Here is a 16,555-nt window from a genome sequence, read left to right as displayed (position 1 = left end):
GTCAACGGCCCGGGAGGAAAGAGTTGAGTTGCGGGCCAGCCTCGCGCGCAAACGCCTGCAAACGCGCGTCGGCCTCTGCCGGTTGCTCGCCTGGTTGCACGGTGGTGATCAACCGCACCAAGGCGCCGTCGGTTCGTTGCCGGGTCAGCGCATCCCAAAAGGTGAACCATTTCAGCTGGTAGAGATTGGTCAACACCCGGCCACGCTGGGGAAACCAGTAGTAGGCCAGCAAGCGTTCGCCGTTTTTCTCCATGAACGCCCGTTTAACCATTGCCTGCCCGTTGCCCGGCCCTACAGGGAGTTCTGTGGTTCCGGATTCTTTAAAAATCCAGCCGCTGCCGGGCAGACAGGTTGCCGGGGAATGGCTGGAAGCCCCTTTGCGCTGACTGGCGTTGTAAGCGACATAGAGGCTGACCGTCTTCCCTTGGGCATTGGCATAATCGGCCAGCAGGTAATCGCTGAGTTTTAATTGAGCCAGATAGATTTGTTCAAGATTCGATTGCCGACCGCGCCAATCCTCAATCTGCATGGGAAAATCGGCAAAGGGCTTGGCCAACGGCACTTGCTCGCGGAAATTGATGCTGCGGGTGGCGATTGCCGTTGAAGCAAGCATAAGCACCGCCGCCACCGCCATCGGCCAAACTGGCCTTGGCCGCAATCCGGCCTGTGGCCCATCTGCCGTTTTTTTGCGTTCAAAAGACGATGCCCCCGGAGGCTCTGGCGCAAACCTGAGCAACAACCACCTCGCGCCTAACATCCCCCCAACACTGACCATAAAGAGCGACCAGCCGATAAAATCGTGCCAGAAACCATCCACCACCCCGGCGCCTAAAACCGGATACAACCAGGCGATGCAGGTGATCCGCAGGCTGTTGATCAGGATGCTGAACGGCACAGCGGACAGCACCAGCAAAGCCCGCTGCCACAACCGGGCGCGATGCTGGGCGGCCAGGAGGATGCCGACGATTATCAGCGGGAAGAGATACCGCAGGCCGCTGCAGGCCTCGACCACCTCCAGCTTGGTGAACCCAAGGTCTATGATGTTGCCGTCTTGAAAAACGGACACGCCTATGAGTTGAAGCAGCAGCACCCCAATTTTTGAGGAAACCAACTTCAGGTTCAAGGAAAGCGCATTGTTGATCACATTGGGGAAGGGGAACATGGCCAACAGAAAGCAGACCGGAAAGGCAATGGCGCGAAGTTTGCGCCAGCCAAAATGCAACCAGAGCAGCCCAACCAGCATAACCCAGGAGGAAGAATAGATGCTGTAAAACTCACCCCCTAACTCGCCCAGTAGATAGAGAAAAATTCCCAGGCCAACGAATGCAAGCCCCGCCCGCGAAGGCACGGAGGGCAATCGCAATTGTGCACGCCGTTCCCACAGAAGGTAGCCGGCAATCAACGGCACGAAAGCGCAATAGTTGTAATCGCTGTTGTTCCACCAAGTCACCATCACCTGGAAGTTGGAGAAAAACAGCAGGGTGAAGAGCGCTGCATAAAACAGGAGAAAAACAGCCGGAGAAATTTTGGAAAAAATAGGGCCTGTCATGTAATTACCGCCAAACTCCCCGCGTATCAATCAGCACCTTTTCCTTCAATAGCTCTCGGTCAATCTCCTTGAATTCGTCGTGATCCACTAACACCAGCAGGATATCCGCCTCCCGAAGCACTTCCTGCAACTCGTGGAGCGGGAATTCGTCAAATCCGTTGTGCACATTCGGTTCACAGGCCATGACCTTGCCCACATCCGACCCGATCAGCTCCCGCGTAATCGCCATGGCCGGGGATTCGCGCAGGTCGTCGATGTTGGCCTTGAACGCCAGCCCAAGGCAGCCGATAACAGGGTTTTTGAAGCGGTTTGCCTTGGCTTTGACCCGGTTCAATACCCAATGCGGCTTGTAATCGTTCACCTCGCGAGCAATGCGGATCAACCTAGTCATCTCCGGCTCGGCAGCCACAATGAACCAGGGGTCTACGGCGATGCAATGCCCCCCCACCCCCGGTCCGGGTTGTAGAATGTTTACGCGCGGATGTTTATTGGCCAGTTCTATCAGTTCCCAGACGTTGATCCCCAGACGATCGCAGACCATGGACAGTTCATTGGCAAAGGCGATATTCACGTCACGAAAGGAATTCTCCACCAGTTTGGCCAGTTCAGCGGTCTTGCTGTCGGTCAGAAAAATACTGCCGTTACAGAAGGTCTTATACAGGTCGCGAGCCTTCTGGGCCGAGGCCTTGTCGATGCCGCCGATGATCCGGTCGTTGTCAACCAGTTCACGGATGATGTGGCCGGGCAGCACCCGCTCCGGGCAGTGTGCGATGTGAATACAAGAGCCGGAAGTTTGAGAATGGGGACTGGAAAGATCGGGGCGGAGTTCGGCAATGATCTCGGCGACCCGTTCGGTCGTTCCCACCGGCGAGGTGGATTCGAGGATGATCAGGTTACCCACCTGCAAAAAAGGGGCAATCGCTCTGGTTGCCGCCTCGACGTAGCTGATGTCCGGGGATTTGGGGTTTGACTCGGTTTCCTCGAACGGTGTCGGCACAGCTAGAATGAAAGTATCCGCCTCTTCCGGGGTAACCGACGCATTCAGGTTGCCGCTGTTCACAGCGGAACGGACCAGAATATCGAGGTCGGGCTCCACGATGTGGATCCTGCCGGAGTTGATGGTGTTAACTGCAGACTCGTTCACATCTACACCCAGCACCTGATGCCCCTTGGTGGCCAGCATGGAGGCGGTCGGCAAACCGATATAGCCCAACCCCATCACAACAACTTTCTGTTTATTTTTGAACATTTAAGGATTCCCCCAGCTACACGCTGGCTGTTTATAACCACCAATACCCCTCGGGATATTGTACAAAAATTAGAGCAAAGGATATTACTGGCTTTATAAAAGTGTGGGCCCTAAAATCGATTCACAACACGGGTGGCCTTCATACTCAACCACTGTTTGAGGATCCGCAGGGCAAAAAGAGGCAAAACCTTTTGCCGCTTGACCCTCTTGGGCTCTTTAGTCAACCGGTACAACCATTCCAGATTATGTCGGCACCAAAACTCTGGCGCACGCCGCACGTTGCCGCCGATAGTGTCCAAAGTGCCGCCAACACCCTGCACCACGCGAACCGTGGACAGCATGCCCCTGTGAGCGGCAAACCATTTTTCCTGGCGCGGAGAGCCCAAGGCAAGAAAGAGGATTGCCGCTTTGGATTCATTGATCCTCTCGATCAATAGAGCCATCTCTTCGTCTGGCACGTAGCCGTTGGCCCGGCCGGCAATGCGCAACCCTGGGTAGTGCCGCTGCAGCTGCGCCACCGAGCGACTGTTAACCTCCTCCTTGGCCCCGAAAACAAAGATGGCATGCCCCTCGGCCTCGGCCAGCTGGCAGATGTCGAAGAGAAATTCCGATCCGGGCAGCCGGTGCAGCCGAACCCCGTGCAGCAACCGGGCAGCCAGGACAACGCCAATGCCGTCGGGCAGGAGCAGGGCTGCATCCCGGTAGCACTGATACAACTCGGGATCGGCGGGGACGGAAAATTCTTTTTCCGGATTGGCGGCAAAAATGGCATGCGGCCGATCGCCGTGTTTCAGGAAGTCGCGAACCCGTTGCAGGGCTTCCTCGCGGCTTACCGGATCGACCCAAATGTCAAGAATGGGCAAACGGTCATTCATAGGGTGCTCGCATACTCTTGAAGCCTTTCTCTGTTCGGCACTCCCGAAAAAATGATCGCGACCGTGAAGATGACCGCATCGGGTGAACCGGTTTTTCGGCGTTGCAGCACGCTGGTTTTCTGCTTGACCCCATAGGCGGGAGAGTACCAGCCAAGTATGGGTGTTTCCTGACCGAATACATGAATCAAGTTTTCTTCTTCAAGCAGACAAAGAGCGAGCCAGGCATCGCCCCTGCAAACCTGCCACCAACCATCCCGTTCCATAACGGTTGCCTCGGGATGGAGATGCAAGTTCAACTCAAAGGCATGCTCTCCCCTGCCGCTGAACATATCCTTGACAATTATCCAGCCTTCTTCTGCATATAACAAGTGACGCCGATGTTCGACCGGTTGGGGCAACCGTGTATAGCCATTGTGCGTGGCCTCCAGATGCATACCCCATTCTGTCTCGCGGCAACTGACGAGTTGCGCCGAATAGGGTTTGTCCCAGATGAATCCTGTCACCTGGACCGCCTGGTCGAGGTCGTCGATGGTGACCGTGTTGTGCGCCGTTGTGCCCTTGAAATACCGGCGCCACTCGGGCACCCCGTTGTAGCGGTAAGTTCCGGAGTCAACCAGCATCTGTTTGCCTTTGACCGACAAGGTCAGGGCAAGGGCATCGGCATGGCCATGGTTGTACAGAGGCGCCATGCCCAGCGGGCCGTGGTCGAGGGTCAACAGCGCATAGCTATCGTGGCGAAGGACGGTATATCCTGATTGAGGAAAGGTTTGCACCCTCTTCGAGGGCAAAACATGGAACGGCGTACCGCGCAACGGGGCCAGGCCAGGTGCCAAGGCCCTACCGTCATCGCTGTCGCCAATGTTTGGCAAGCTTTCCTGGCAGTCAGCCAGCGCATTCAGAAAATCCTCTCCTTGAACAAGACGGGGTTTCCAGTGGGAGCAGTCATGCAACATGTTGCGCTCCAGAAAATCGGCCACGAACCAGTACAGATCGAGAACAAAGCGATGATACGACAGGGATTGCTCGGCTGGCCCACCGTCTTTAAGGATTTGGTGCGGCAACTCCTGTTCGAGCAACAGCAGCCCCCGGCGGAACCATTCTCTTCCTTGGCCACTTTGGGCGAAAAGGGTTCCCGCCAAAACCAAGCCAACACATTCCGCGACAGTGTGGTTGCCCAAGGACGAATACAAGGAAAGGCGACGGCGAATGAGCCAGCCATGCTCAAAAATAGCCTGATGCAGTTGTAAGCGCTGCCGGTCACTGAGTTCAAGGATCTTTAGAGCCAGGAAAAAAACAGGAATCCGCAAACCACACTCCATTACCGACAAAAAATGGGGGCTAGAAAGGAAAGGATTATCCCGCAACCACTGGAAAAGAGCTGTTTCCGCCACACGAAAAGCATGGGAAGCCGGTTCCCCCTCCTGCGCCTTCGCCTGGGCCAGATAGAACAAACGAGTTATCTGCTGAAGACGGGCCGATTCCCAGAGGGCACGAATGTCCGTCTCGGCAGTGCCTGAGTCCTCTGTTGGGGCTGACTTTTCCTCGCAATGCAGCGAAGAAGAGCATGCCGACAGATTGTCTTGACATATCTGCGGAAAACAAAGAGATAAAATGGACTCGGATGAAATCTCGGGAATTTCAACCAGCCAATGGAAAAATTGCGGACATTTTGCCAGGATTTTCCAGGTGAGTTGTTCAATCCCCCTGTGGACCAATTCGTGCGGCGAGGCATGCCGCAGACGAGTGAAGAGAAAGCTAGGCATTTCCGCTTGCATGGCTCAGTGTTCCTGTCGCGGCTCAAGGCCGAAGTGCCGATAGACCTCTTCTAGCTTACTCTGGACTTGTTCAGCGGAAAACCGCTGGGTGACAGTTTCCCGCGCCTTGGCTGCAATGGCAAGACGCTGTTCCGGACTGGTCAGCAAGGTAATCAGCCGAGTCGCCAAGCCGTCAATATCTCCCGGTTGCACCAAAAAACCATTCACGCCGTCCTCGATCAAATCGGGAATGCCGCCTACCGGAGTCGTTACTACGACCAGTTCTGCAGCCATGGCTTCCAGCAGACTCATGGGCAGCCCTTCGTCGTAACTCGGCAGAACAAAGATATCGACCACGGCCAAGAGGTGTTGAAGTTCATCAGCCTCAACCCAGCCTGGGACATCCACCTGTTGTGATAACCCCAAGGCTTCCACCCGCTGTCTGCATTCGAAAACCTGACCATCGCCACAACAGGCAAGATGGGCGGCGGGCACTTGTTTGCTCACACGGGAAAAGGCTTCCACCAGATCAAAAACGCCCTTTCTCTGGCCCAAACGTCCAGTAAAGAGGAGAGAAAATCCGTTTCGCGTTCCGGGGCGAACCCCGGCAAAACGGATGGGGTTGGGCACGACATAACGTGGCGCTGGGGTGGAAAAGGGTCGAACCGCTTCAGCCCATGTCGTTGACAGCACCAAAACAGCTCCGGCATGGCTAAAAACCGAATGCACTAATCGCTTGCCTAGCCAAGAGCATTCGGTTCGGTAAAAGGTCATAAATTCACTCCCGTGCAGGTGAACGAGGTAAGGAATTCGAAAAAAACGGCACAAAACGAAGAAAAGACTTTTTCGAAAAAAACTCCTTCGCGAAGAGGTGTGTACATGCACCAAACGGATATCTTGCGAGAGGATCACACGAAGAAATCGAAGCAGTGACCATGCTAGGATACTTATTTTTTTCAAGAAACTGCCATCCGTGTGTGTTGGGATATAATAAGCTCCCCACTTGGCAAACAGTCCAAGTTGGTGGTAGTTCTCAACCACGGAAGCAATGCCCCCTTTTGCATCGGGCGAGGGGCTCAACATGATCATCTGAAAACGCATGGGAATAATAGGGCGATCCTCGTTACCTGAAAATTTCGATAGGTTTGCTGCACATAATTTGACAAAATTTATAACTACATCCCGTTCAAAGCTGGAAAATCATGCACCATGACGCGCACCGATTCCATGCAAATCAATCATCTTTATAGCAAAGGCTGCAAAACACCAATAAACAAGCGGAAGAAAATTGCTCAACAAAGCATAACAATATGTCAAACCCATCATAATTACAACAAAAGTAGCCACATTTAGCCCCATTGCAAAAGCCTTCCAGTAACCATCAGTGCTTATGTTATAAAGTCGATTTGCCAGAAAAAAAACACGAATGGGCATGATGAAATAGGCAAGTGTTCCCAGGAGGCCTATTTGAAACATGGTATAAACAAATTCGGTGCGTCCATAACCGAGTTGTGCGGAAAGATGATCGGCTGATTGCTGATTAAAGCGGGAGCGAACGAGCTCACCAGGCCCATACCCAAGAAAAAAACTTCCTGATCCTCCATCAATGGCCAATTCGAGAGATTTGATTGTTGCGGCCCAGCGTCCGTGGCTCACCCCCCCCACCTCGTTCATGTTGTAATTATAGGCATATTCGAGCACGCCTTCATACCCAGCCTCGCGCTTGCCAACATATCGACCGATCTCATCCGGGTTGAGGGTAACAACGAAAGTTGTCGCCGCAATGAAGGCTCCTGCAGCCAGCGCGAAGAGCAACGCAATATCCCGACTCTGAAAACGAACCCTCCAGCGAACCATACACATGAAAAGCCAATACAGTAAAACTGGACCCAGGTAAAAAATAAAGCCTCTTTTGCCGCCGATGACACTAAAACCAACAAAGGCCGCAGCCATAACCACAGTCCAGTTGGTGCGTTTATATACCTGGTGAAAACAAAATAGAAAGGGTAGCGCCACCAGTGGCAATACGGTAGAGAGTGTTCCACCATGAATTCCCGCATATGTCCCCACAGCCATTTCACCCTGGCCGTATATCATGAATTTTACCGAAGCAACGGGGAGTTGCAGTAAAATCAGCCAGTAAATGATGCGAATCAGTCGCTGAATTTCGGATTCCACGAACTGGGTGTTAACAATGATCAAAAACAGCAATACATACCTGACCATGGGGCGAAGCATCAATATGGCGCCTGCAAAATTCGATTTATTAAGAATTGCAGACAAAACGACAATTATAAACAGCATAAACAGCTCGAAGACAAAATAGAGCCGAACAGACCTGTTTAACACCTGTACGATAATTGTCTTTACCAGGAGTATTACTATGGTGATTTCTATTAACCAATTGGCCTGATCCGGCAGTATCCCATAATCAGAAAGAAGATTGCCAAATGTTGACACAAATAAAATGACTACAATTCCCGCCGTTCTTGATCGAAAAAAGAAAAAGAGCACAATGGGCACATAGAACAACACCCCGGCTACGCTCACCAAGGTAATAATTTCCGGCGTTTTCCAAAGATCGGCAAGCATGGCGCTGTAGTTTCAACCCCGTCCGGCGGAAGGCAGGTTTTCAAGAAAAAGCGCGAGTCGGTCCGCCTGGCAGGCCCAAGTGTAACGCTGGCTGACAAAATCACGCGCGGCTAGGCCGAGGCCCGGCAAGGCGGATCTGGCGGTGATTGATGCAGTCATGGCCGCCGCTATTTCGGGTGGAGAACCATTGCCGGCCCAAAAAGCGAAAGGCATACCATCGAGGACGGCCCTATGGGCTGGAATATCGGTTACAATCACCGGTTTCCCACAGGCGAGGTACTCGAACAGCTTAATGGGAGAGCTGACGTTCCAGCCCTGCCAGTTTGGCAGCGGAATTATCCCCAGGTCACACGCAGCGATTGCCTCGGGAATCCTTTCATAGGGTATTGGCGGGTCAACACGGACATAGTCGTGTAGGCCGAGCGATTCGATAAGTTGCCTGATGTCCTCCGTCCCATCGCCAGACCCGAGGAATCGCAGCCGAACCAAACCCTGTGGCAACAACGCCAGAGCCTCCACAACCGTCCCAAGCCGGCGCTGGCAGGCAATAGTCCCGTGGTACAACACGGTCATTTCGGCATGCTCCACGGGACCACTTGTACTGATTTGGAAGATGTCAGGGTTTACGCCAGATGACCACGTCGTCGAGCAGTGATCTCCAAGTCCGTAGGCTGTCCGACAGTGTTCTTCCATCTCCTCGGTGATATAGGAAACGCCATCGAGAACACGGGTTGCCAGCTTGAGACAGAGGCCAAGCAATACATTTTCCACTAGTCGCGACGCCGCGCTTGTCCCCACCGGAAGGGTGCGGACATCGAAAATCACCCTTGCCCCCATTCTCCTGGCCCTTGCTGCGGCCAGCACAAGAAAAGGGTTGGTGCCGTTCAGAATCACGAAATCAGGGCGGTTGCGCCTCAGTTCCCCCATCAGAAGGGCAACAAGGTAGAAGTAACTAACCAAGCGGTTTACAATGGGAATCCTCGCCGAACGGTACCAGCCACAGCGGGTCGAGCGAAAAAGGGTATCAACCGGTTTGTTCCGATACCCCGTGAGCAAGACTGTCTGATAGCGTTTTTCCAGCTCACGAATCATTTCGACCCAGGTCGACGCATCGGTTGCCACATCAAACTGCTTCTCAACGGCCCAGAGGAGACGCTTCATGCAAACACCTCCGCCATGGCTCGCGACATGCCCTCAAGAGAGTGCCTGCGTGCCGCATAGGCCCGGGCGCGTTGACCACATTTTGAGCGTTCGGCCTCATCCCGTAGCAGCCGCTTGACATGAGCAACAAGATTGTCGAAATGACCGGCGCATACGCCAATGTCCTCTTGGGCCAACAGGCCATCGGGATCAACGCAGAGCGTTAAAACCGGGACTTCTCGCATCCAGGCCTCAATAAAGGTATTGGGGAAACCTTCAAGCTGACTGGTATTCACAAGGAGATGCGCACCGGCAAGGATGCTGGCCACGCGATCTTGTGGCAGCTCTCCCCAAACAGTCAAATTATGGCGCCCCTGTGCCTTTCGACAGAGGTCCTCGTACACAGAACCGGTACCTGTCCTCCCTATCATTGAGCACTGGACGCCGGCTTCCGCCCCAAGCCTTTCGGCCAAGGCGATGAAAATTTCCGGCTGTTTGACCGCCTTCCAGTTGCCTATCCACACCACATGCTTGCTATCTGTCGGCTTGGGAAAGGGTCCCGCCGGCAAAGGGTGCCCATTGGGAATGACAGCGCGACAGCTTCTGTCAAATTGTTGCCGCAGGGCTTCGGCTTGCGAGTGCGTCTGGCAGATGATTTCATCGGCCATTGTGATTCCCCGCCGCGCCAAGGTGCGTTCACGTCGGCGCAATGGGCGCAAGAAGGCCGGCCTTCCGGTCCGGTCTGTGGCAAAATCCATGTCCGATGCAGCGTGCCAGATAAATCGCCCGCCCTGCTTGCGAACAAAGGACGCGCAATAATTGGTCAGGGCGTAGGCGCCGCGCTGATAGATGATGTCAGGGTGAATGGCGCCAAGCGCTGTCTGGACTGCCAAGCAGTGGCCCACGGTCGCGCCCCCCAAGCGACGCAGCCAATGTCGTTTTGTCAGGGGATGCAAAATTACCCTTGTTTGTGGGGTAAACGATTTTCCGTTCGAGATGAAAATCTGGTGCACCTCATGTCCTTGTTGCAGGAGTTCCTTGGCCAGGAGGTAGGCCTGATATTCGGCCCCCCCCACACACTGCTCGTAAAAATCACCGCTGACGATGGCAATACGCTTAGCCAAGCATGGCCTCCTGCAAGCGCGCCGCAATGTTTTCCGGCCGATGATAGCTCTCGAAAACTTCCCGCGATTTTTGGCCAAATTGACTTCGCTCTTCGTCATTGCATAGCAGCCATGAAACCTTCTCGGTCAGTTCGGTGATCGACCCCGGAGTGAGCACAAATCCGCTTTCCCCATGGCGCACCAAGTCTGCCGCCGCCGCCACCTTTCGCGTGGCTACAATTGGAATACCCATTGATGCCGCCTCATTGATCACCAGCCCCCAACCTTCATTAGTCAGTGGCGTATTGGCGTGGGGATGGACAAAGACATCTGCGGCAGAAAAATAGATCGCCTTGTCGGCGGGAGCTACTTCGCCCATGAATTGGACATTAAGGCCGGCGGCCTGTGTCTTGCAATGAGCAGCGTAGGAATACGCTTCCCCATAATCAGCAAAATGTTGGTCCGCCCCGCCACAAACGAGAAGTGTAGTCCCCGGGAGTTGTTCAGAGATGATCCTGAAGGCCGATATCAGCAAATCAAGCCCCTTTTGGGGGGTGACACGGCTGAAATAGAGGACGACTTTCCGACCCTCCAACCCTAAACGTTTTTTTGCCTCGATGGCTGGAATGCTCCCCTCCGCCAAGTCATCGGAGAGAAAAGGGAGCACCGCAATCCGTTCTGCTTTGCATCCACGGGAAAGCGCGAATTGTGCCTGGTTTTGCCCATGCACAAAAACCCGGTCAGCCCTGCGCAACATCGCGTAGCCGATTTTACCGTAAAGACGACCCCAAACACCGCGCCCGGGCAGATCTTCCCACTGCTGCAGCACTAAAAATATTTTGCGTCGCAGCAGCCGGGCTGTGAAAAAGGCAACTTTGGAGTGAAGCGGGGCCTGGGTGGAAGAGAGGACTGCGTCACAGCGCAAAACAGCCGGCACCAGCAAGCGAACCAGTCGCTGCAAAGTGGCCAAGGTATAGTCGCCGACTCGGATATCTTTCGCCCCTACAACATGCGAGGCGCATTGAGCGAGAAAATTTAGGCCCGGCAGATCATCGGCCCGGTGTGGTCGCACCCAGATGACCTCTAATAAAACCTCGGGTATCTCCAAAATAGACTCAAAAAATGATCGGTTGTGCGTTCGATACTGAGGCCAAACGATCAGGAGGCGTTTATCGGTGGTATTGCTCATTGATCACCTTGTTCTTCAAAATGTTCCAAGCAAGCTGCCAGAAATGCCTCGAAGGATGCAAAGGTAGGCTGAGACGCGAGAAACTCGGGCATAAATGGCCCCACCTGCAGTTCGACTGGGATACGCCCAAAGCCGACGGAATTTCGCGGCAGAAAAAAATAGAAAAATTCTCTGAAATCATCGGGAACGGCCTTGCGGCCAGACCGAACAAGGGCGCGGGCCTGGATTGCAGCCTCGTGAAATTGGCGAGCCTCAAGGCGGTCGCCATACTCCTCGATCGAACAGGTAACCCGGCCGGGATTCCCCGCGACCACGCTTCGTTGCGGTACGCTTCGGGTGATCACAGAGCCGGCGGCCACAATGGTGTCGTCCCCGATTGATACCCCTTTGAGGATAAGGGCGTTCATGCCAATGAACACATTATTGCCAAAATCGACTTCGCCAGCAGAGCCATAAGCTCTCCGGCGTAGATTGCGCAGGACAAACCAATCGTACCCATGGGTGAGAATCGTGACGCCATGGGTGATACGCACATGAGAGCCGATGCGGATCAGATACGGCCTCGTCGGGTCGACAAAGGTTGTCCGAGGGCTGTGAAAGATGACATCCTCGCCAATAGGCACACCCGTTTTACGTAAATTCCTGATAAAAGACAAAGAATTCCTTGTTCGAAACAGGTGACGTATCTGGCCTACCACGGCCCTGATGAATGGCAATTTACCTTCTTTCATGAATGTCCAATATTGGAGTTGGCCTTAAAGAATCTATTTTCCGAATCAACTTAAAAAGAGGAGCCACGAAATAAATTTTGGACTGTGTGCGTCATTCTTTTGACCAAGGCTAAACATGATTTATTTGAAAAATCAAACTCATCGTTGAGATCAGCGCACCCCAATTACTTTTGCTGGAACTCCGGCAACAATCGAAAAAGGGGCTACATCCTTCGTCACCACAGCTCCAGCACCCACCACGGCCCCATGCCCGATGGTAACCTCAGGCAAGATCGTTACGTTTGCCCCTATCCAGACATCATCTTCAATAACGATTTTCCCAAAGTCTGCACCCTGGTCCATGATCGCCCGCGATCTGTCACGAAAAATGTGGTTATTGGTTGTAATATTGACTCTTGGTCCAATGCGGACCATGTTGCCAACAGTTACACCACCGCCACCCCACACATACCCCGATCTGTTCAAACTACACTTCTTGCCGAAGTGAATGTATCCCCCGAAGGTCCTTAATACACAGCCTTCATGGATCTCACAGTGATCGCCGATGACTATCGCCCTGTCGAAAGATTTTGTTGCAGGCAAGAACTCACAGTTTCTTTTAATGAGCACATCATTGCCGATCCATATTCGCTGGCGATTAATAAATTTTACCAATCCAGTCACCTGCAACCGGTTACAGGGCCCATTGAAAATGTGCCTGTACATGTGACTAACAACGGTCCGATATTGGTCCATCAACCACATAATTACTCCTGTTTAGCGGACATGATTGCAGAAAGCCCGAATGACTTAAAAAACAGTTGTATCTTTTTGTTCACGTTGGCGAGTTTACAAAGAGTATCCTGTTCCCATTGATTGAAGTGAATATGGCGCACGTGCAGTATAAACGCTGCGACGATCAGTACAGCGCCAGCAACAAGTCGAAGCAGGGCGTTAGTTGTCAGCAAGCCAAGAGCAGATCCAATTCCAATCACAACCAGCCAGCCGACAATTGACCTCGCAAAGAAAAGGCCCGTGCCGCTGAATCCCGCCTCATGTCGAACATAAAACCAGATAAACAAATTTCTGAATAAAACGGCACTTCCGGTGGCCAGCACCGCACCCCAGATACCCCAATAATGGATAAAAACCAGGTCGGCCAGCAGGTTGTACAAGGCGAAAATTTTACTGTACAAAATAACCTCGGCCCGTTCCCGCAGTTGAGCAACTAGTCCCACCGGCAATTGAAAGGCGTTGACCAAGTTGCAGCAGGCCACCGCAATAATAAGAGGGGAAAACTCAATGAATTTTCCTCCAAAAAAAACGGTTATGAGGTCTTTGCTTAAAAGCAAAAAGAACACGAAGAGAGGAAATTGAAACAAATAAGTTATCTTGAGAAGGAGTTGAAAGTTACGTTGTATTTCCGCAGATTGGCCGTCATGATTCCCGGCGATAAAGAGCGGGCGAACGACATCAAGCAGGTAGTTTACCGGGAGCATTCTACTGGCCATATTGTTGATGCGGTGACAAAAGGCATAGGCGCCAACGGCAATCGGATCAAGGAACATGGCAATAATGAAGGTATCAAAATTGGCATCCAGCATCCCCACGCCGACATCGTTGAAATTATAGTAAAACGCGTAACGAGCCAGGCGCCTTCTCTCTTCCTTGGAAAAGCGATCTTGAAGGCCTCCTTGGCGGGGAACTTTCACCCAATACACCCACTGTAAGAGGAGGAAGACGACAAGAGAGGCCAGCAGGTCGATGATCAAAACAGCCCATAGGTCCCACTGGAACAAAAGGGCTAGCCCGTAGCCAACGCCCTTAATCAGCACAAAAATAATAGAGAGGCCTTGGGAAAATTTTTGCAGAAAATACGAAGCGAGGCAGTTTTCAAGAATACCGCGCTGCATGTTCAGCAAAATAACAACGGAAAAGAGGACAAAATAATTTTTATAGGCAGTAACTTTTAGGAGTGGCGTGACCGTTTCCCAGAAATAAAATATCAATCCAAGCGTGATGATATTGGAGAGCAGGCGAATAGAGGATGCTCTCTGGTAGAGCCGGTTCGCCAGAACAAACTCTCCCCGGTTGTAATATTCTGGCATGTACCGTTGGAGGGTGTTCCCGATACCGAAGGAAAAGACCATTCCCAAGAGAGCAATCACTGCGTATAGAAGATTATAAACCCCATAATCACTCTCCGATAAAGCTCTCACCAGGAATATTGTTGTGGCCGCACCGACCAATTGAGCCGCAGAGCGGAATATCAAAGTATATTTTACCGCAGACAGCCCTTTTTTAAAAAGATTGTCGGCGGATGTGTTATTTGCTGGTTCGTTCACGCTCTATACGGATCAGAAAAATTATGGATTAGATCACTCATTATTTCTGCAAAGCCATGTCAACAATTTGAAGATTAATCAATCATTGGCAGAATAACCAAACGTGTGGCTCAATTCATTTTTCATAAGCAACACATCTTCACCTGAAATAAAGTCACCATGATATTTTTCAAAAGAAAAACAAGGGTGTTTACTTGACTTTTCCTCGTGCGATTCAATAAAATTTTGCAATTGACATAATTGTCTTGCCGGATTCCCAGCAACGACAGAATTTTCAGGAACATCCTTGGTGACAACCGAGCCAGCTCCGACAACGGCATTAGGACCTATGGAAACATTAGGCAATATAACAGAATTAGCTCCAATAAAAACATTGTCGTGAATAATAATTTTACCAATTCTTGTTTTTTTCAAAAAAATATTCATGGAAGCATCATGAGTTAATAGATGGCACAATGGAGCTATGGTTACATTATTTCCAATTTCAATTAAAAATGGCCTTGAATCGTCGATCACACAGCTATGTAATATTTTAACATTATCACCTATTTTCATCCCTCGATTTTTTAAGTTTTTTGTTCTGCAATAAAATTTTCCAGGGTTTTCCAGAAAAATTAAACAGCGATAAAATTTCATTATTTGATTTGAAATAATCCTAAAAAAATTCATACATATAGTGGCGCTATTTATCAATTTTTAAAAGAACAGGGCCTTCAATCAATCCTGATTTTTTGGGCACCCATGTTGGCACAATAGAGCATTTCAATGAGCCAAAATTATTTTGGCACTGTAACCCCAGGCCCTTTAATCAACCCTGGATTTTTCGCACCTAAATCAGGGGCGACTCCGTTGCCGGCTAAGCCAACAGGGTCGCCAATGTTCCATGAGATATCTTCATTTAAAAAGAGTGTATTTATTGAATAATCAATCTGAGCAATGCGTACAGGTCTATTTTGACCGACAACGATTAAATCGCCGCCACCCACACCGTATCCATCATAAAAGAAACGAGCATCTGTAACTTTGAGCGTCCTACCGCTGCCCTCTTGTTTAACCTGAGTTAAAGCACAACCAGCTCCAACAGCAGGGGAGGAGATTTTTAAATCGAAATTAAATTGCTGGTCACTGCCGTAAGGATTACTTTCAACCTGTTGAAATAGCCCCGTGGGGCCCGAAACAACAATGCTATGCTCATCCTTGCCATCTACCCCAGAAGAGAGCGATAAATATTGTCTCCAGTCATCAAGCTTAAAAGCCTGCCACCCAGCATTATCTAAATATTGAGCAAATCCTCTGAACAATTCAGGCCGGGACCAGTAATAACAGTTGTAATCTATTAGCCATTTGGGATTGTTCCAGCGCACGACAGCAAAGCCATTGTCACCAAGGATATTATTAATAATGACGACATTCTCGCCTGGCCCATAAAGGCCTGGAAATTCGGGTTTACCACTACAATTATCGGTAACGCAAAACTCTTGGCTTGGTCCATTAAATGTTCTTCGATTATTAAGAATTGTATTGTTATAAATGATATATCCATCCCAAACAACACTTCCTCCGTTACCATCATAAATCAGGTTATTTCTTAAAATTATATCTTTTGAATAACGACTTCCCCCTTTTCCGATGCTAGCTCCCCCTTGTGTATTATTGCATGGAGGATTAGTGCACCCTTCTTCTGTCCTGCTTTCAATGCCACCATCGTTATTTCCATAAGCCTGGAAAAGGATGTTATTTTCAATAACCCATTTTCCAGCGCCTTTTAGATCAATGCTGTTTTCAGCATTATTGAAAATTTTATTGTTTCTGACGACTACTCCTGCGGCTCCTATGCATTTTGGTTCAGTCGATTCATAACATGCATTAGATTGAATACCGTCTGATATCAAACTACCATGTATTTCATTCCCTTCTATCAACAATCCTAGTTCTTCTTCGTTACTATTTTCTATTCCAATATGAATACCATCATAAATAATATTGAATATTTTATTGTAGATAATTTTATTTTTAATCGGCCGAGGGAAACCGCCAATTAAAATTCCG

Annotated in this window: 13 protein-coding genes and 1 pseudogene; all 14 read right to left on the bottom strand. The window is 50.8% G+C overall.

Annotated elements, in window-relative coordinates:
- Position 1: 1 nt before the first annotated feature.
- The gene (gene xrtD / locus RCH93_RS05445) at positions 2 to 1,549 is read right to left on the bottom strand and encodes a VPLPA-CTERM-specific exosortase XrtD (RefSeq protein ID WP_306547312.1); all 1,548 of its coding nucleotides are present in this window, start codon (positions 1,547 to 1,549) and stop codon (positions 2 to 4) included.
- Between the two features lie 4 nt (positions 1,550 to 1,553).
- Complete coding sequence (gene wecC / locus RCH93_RS05440; protein ID WP_306547311.1) at positions 1,554 to 2,798, bottom strand: UDP-N-acetyl-D-mannosamine dehydrogenase; 1,245 nt, start codon at positions 2,796 to 2,798, stop codon at positions 1,554 to 1,556.
- A 110-nt stretch (positions 2,799 to 2,908) separates the two neighbouring features.
- Positions 2,909 to 3,673 carry a WecB/TagA/CpsF family glycosyltransferase gene (locus tag RCH93_RS05435; RefSeq protein WP_306547310.1) on the bottom strand — a complete coding sequence of 255 codons (765 nt, stop codon included), beginning with the start codon at positions 3,671 to 3,673 and terminating at the stop codon, positions 2,909 to 2,911.
- Complete coding sequence (locus tag RCH93_RS05430) at positions 3,670 to 5,448, bottom strand: alginate lyase family protein (protein ID WP_306547309.1); 1,779 nt, start codon at positions 5,446 to 5,448, stop codon at positions 3,670 to 3,672. The genes RCH93_RS05435 and RCH93_RS05430 overlap by 4 nt, the downstream gene beginning before the upstream one ends.
- A 3-nt stretch (positions 5,449 to 5,451) precedes the next feature.
- Positions 5,452 to 6,516, bottom strand: coding sequence for a glycosyltransferase family 4 protein (locus RCH93_RS05425; protein WP_306547308.1), 1,065 nt, complete (start codon positions 6,514 to 6,516; stop codon positions 5,452 to 5,454).
- 111 nt (positions 6,517 to 6,627) lie between these two features.
- Positions 6,628 to 8,019 carry a hypothetical protein gene (locus RCH93_RS05420; RefSeq protein WP_306547307.1) on the bottom strand — a complete coding sequence of 464 codons (1,392 nt, stop codon included), beginning with the start codon at positions 8,017 to 8,019 and terminating at the stop codon, positions 6,628 to 6,630.
- 12 nt (positions 8,020 to 8,031) lie between these two features.
- Positions 8,032 to 9,180 (bottom strand): glycosyltransferase, encoded by a 1,149-nt coding sequence (locus tag RCH93_RS05415; protein ID WP_306547306.1) that lies wholly within the window; start codon positions 9,178 to 9,180, stop codon positions 8,032 to 8,034.
- Positions 9,177 to 10,283: a glycosyltransferase family 4 protein gene (locus tag RCH93_RS05410; RefSeq protein ID WP_306547305.1), complete on the bottom strand. Its 1,107-nt coding sequence runs from the start codon at positions 10,281 to 10,283 to the stop codon at positions 9,177 to 9,179. The genes RCH93_RS05415 and RCH93_RS05410 overlap by 4 nt, the downstream gene beginning before the upstream one ends.
- Positions 10,276 to 11,451: a glycosyltransferase family 4 protein gene (locus tag RCH93_RS05405; RefSeq protein ID WP_306547304.1), complete on the bottom strand. Its 1,176-nt coding sequence runs from the start codon at positions 11,449 to 11,451 to the stop codon at positions 10,276 to 10,278. The genes RCH93_RS05410 and RCH93_RS05405 overlap by 8 nt, the downstream gene beginning before the upstream one ends.
- On the bottom strand, positions 11,448 to 12,182 hold the full coding sequence (locus tag RCH93_RS05400) for an acyltransferase (protein ID WP_306547303.1): 735 nt from the start codon (positions 12,180 to 12,182) through the stop codon (positions 11,448 to 11,450). The genes RCH93_RS05405 and RCH93_RS05400 overlap by 4 nt, the downstream gene beginning before the upstream one ends.
- Positions 12,183 to 12,335: 153 nt before the next feature.
- Positions 12,336 to 12,488, bottom strand: a pseudogene (locus RCH93_RS05395) (DapH/DapD/GlmU-related protein); the annotation flags it as partial.
- A 440-nt stretch (positions 12,489 to 12,928) separates the two neighbouring features.
- The gene (locus RCH93_RS05390; protein WP_306547302.1) at positions 12,929 to 14,506 is read right to left on the bottom strand and encodes a lipopolysaccharide biosynthesis protein; all 1,578 of its coding nucleotides are present in this window, start codon (positions 14,504 to 14,506) and stop codon (positions 12,929 to 12,931) included.
- 78 nt (positions 14,507 to 14,584) lie between these two features.
- Positions 14,585 to 15,142 (bottom strand): DapH/DapD/GlmU-related protein, encoded by a 558-nt coding sequence (locus RCH93_RS05385; protein ID WP_306547301.1) that lies wholly within the window; start codon positions 15,140 to 15,142, stop codon positions 14,585 to 14,587.
- A gap of 140 nt (positions 15,143 to 15,282) precedes the next feature.
- On the bottom strand, positions 15,283 to 16,555 hold a 1,273-nt coding region (locus tag RCH93_RS05380; protein WP_306547300.1), incomplete at its 5' end, for a right-handed parallel beta-helix repeat-containing protein.

The sequence above is a fragment of the Desulfobulbus sp. genome (genome assembly GCF_030824455.1).
In the GTDB taxonomy this organism is placed as follows: domain Bacteria; phylum Desulfobacterota; class Desulfobulbia; order Desulfobulbales; family Desulfobulbaceae; genus Desulfobulbus.
This window is presented reverse-complemented; position numbering and strand designations above follow the sequence as displayed.

Excerpts from the sequence above, each read along its gene's own strand:
- xrtD (WP_306547312.1), bottom strand. The coding sequence starts at position 1,549 with ATGACAGGCCCTATTTTTTCCAAAATTTCTCCGGCTGTTTTTCTCCTG.
- wecC (WP_306547311.1), bottom strand. The coding sequence starts at position 2,798 with ATGTTCAAAAATAAACAGAAAGTTGTTGTGATGGGGTTGGGCTATATC.
- RCH93_RS05435 (WP_306547310.1), bottom strand. The coding sequence starts at position 3,673 with ATGAATGACCGTTTGCCCATTCTTGACATTTGGGTCGATCCGGTAAGC.
- RCH93_RS05430 (WP_306547309.1), bottom strand. The coding sequence starts at position 5,448 with ATGCAAGCGGAAATGCCTAGCTTTCTCTTCACTCGTCTGCGGCATGCC.
- RCH93_RS05425 (WP_306547308.1), bottom strand. The coding sequence starts at position 6,516 with ATGATCATGTTGAGCCCCTCGCCCGATGCAAAAGGGGGCATTGCTTCC.
- RCH93_RS05420 (WP_306547307.1), bottom strand. The coding sequence starts at position 8,019 with ATGCTTGCCGATCTTTGGAAAACGCCGGAAATTATTACCTTGGTGAGC.
- RCH93_RS05415 (WP_306547306.1), bottom strand. The coding sequence starts at position 9,180 with ATGAAGCGTCTCCTCTGGGCCGTTGAGAAGCAGTTTGATGTGGCAACC.
- RCH93_RS05405 (WP_306547304.1), bottom strand. The coding sequence starts at position 11,451 with ATGAGCAATACCACCGATAAACGCCTCCTGATCGTTTGGCCTCAGTAT.
- RCH93_RS05400 (WP_306547303.1), bottom strand. The coding sequence starts at position 12,182 with ATGAAAGAAGGTAAATTGCCATTCATCAGGGCCGTGGTAGGCCAGATA.
- RCH93_RS05385 (WP_306547301.1), bottom strand. The coding sequence starts at position 15,142 with ATGAAATTTTATCGCTGTTTAATTTTTCTGGAAAACCCTGGAAAATTT.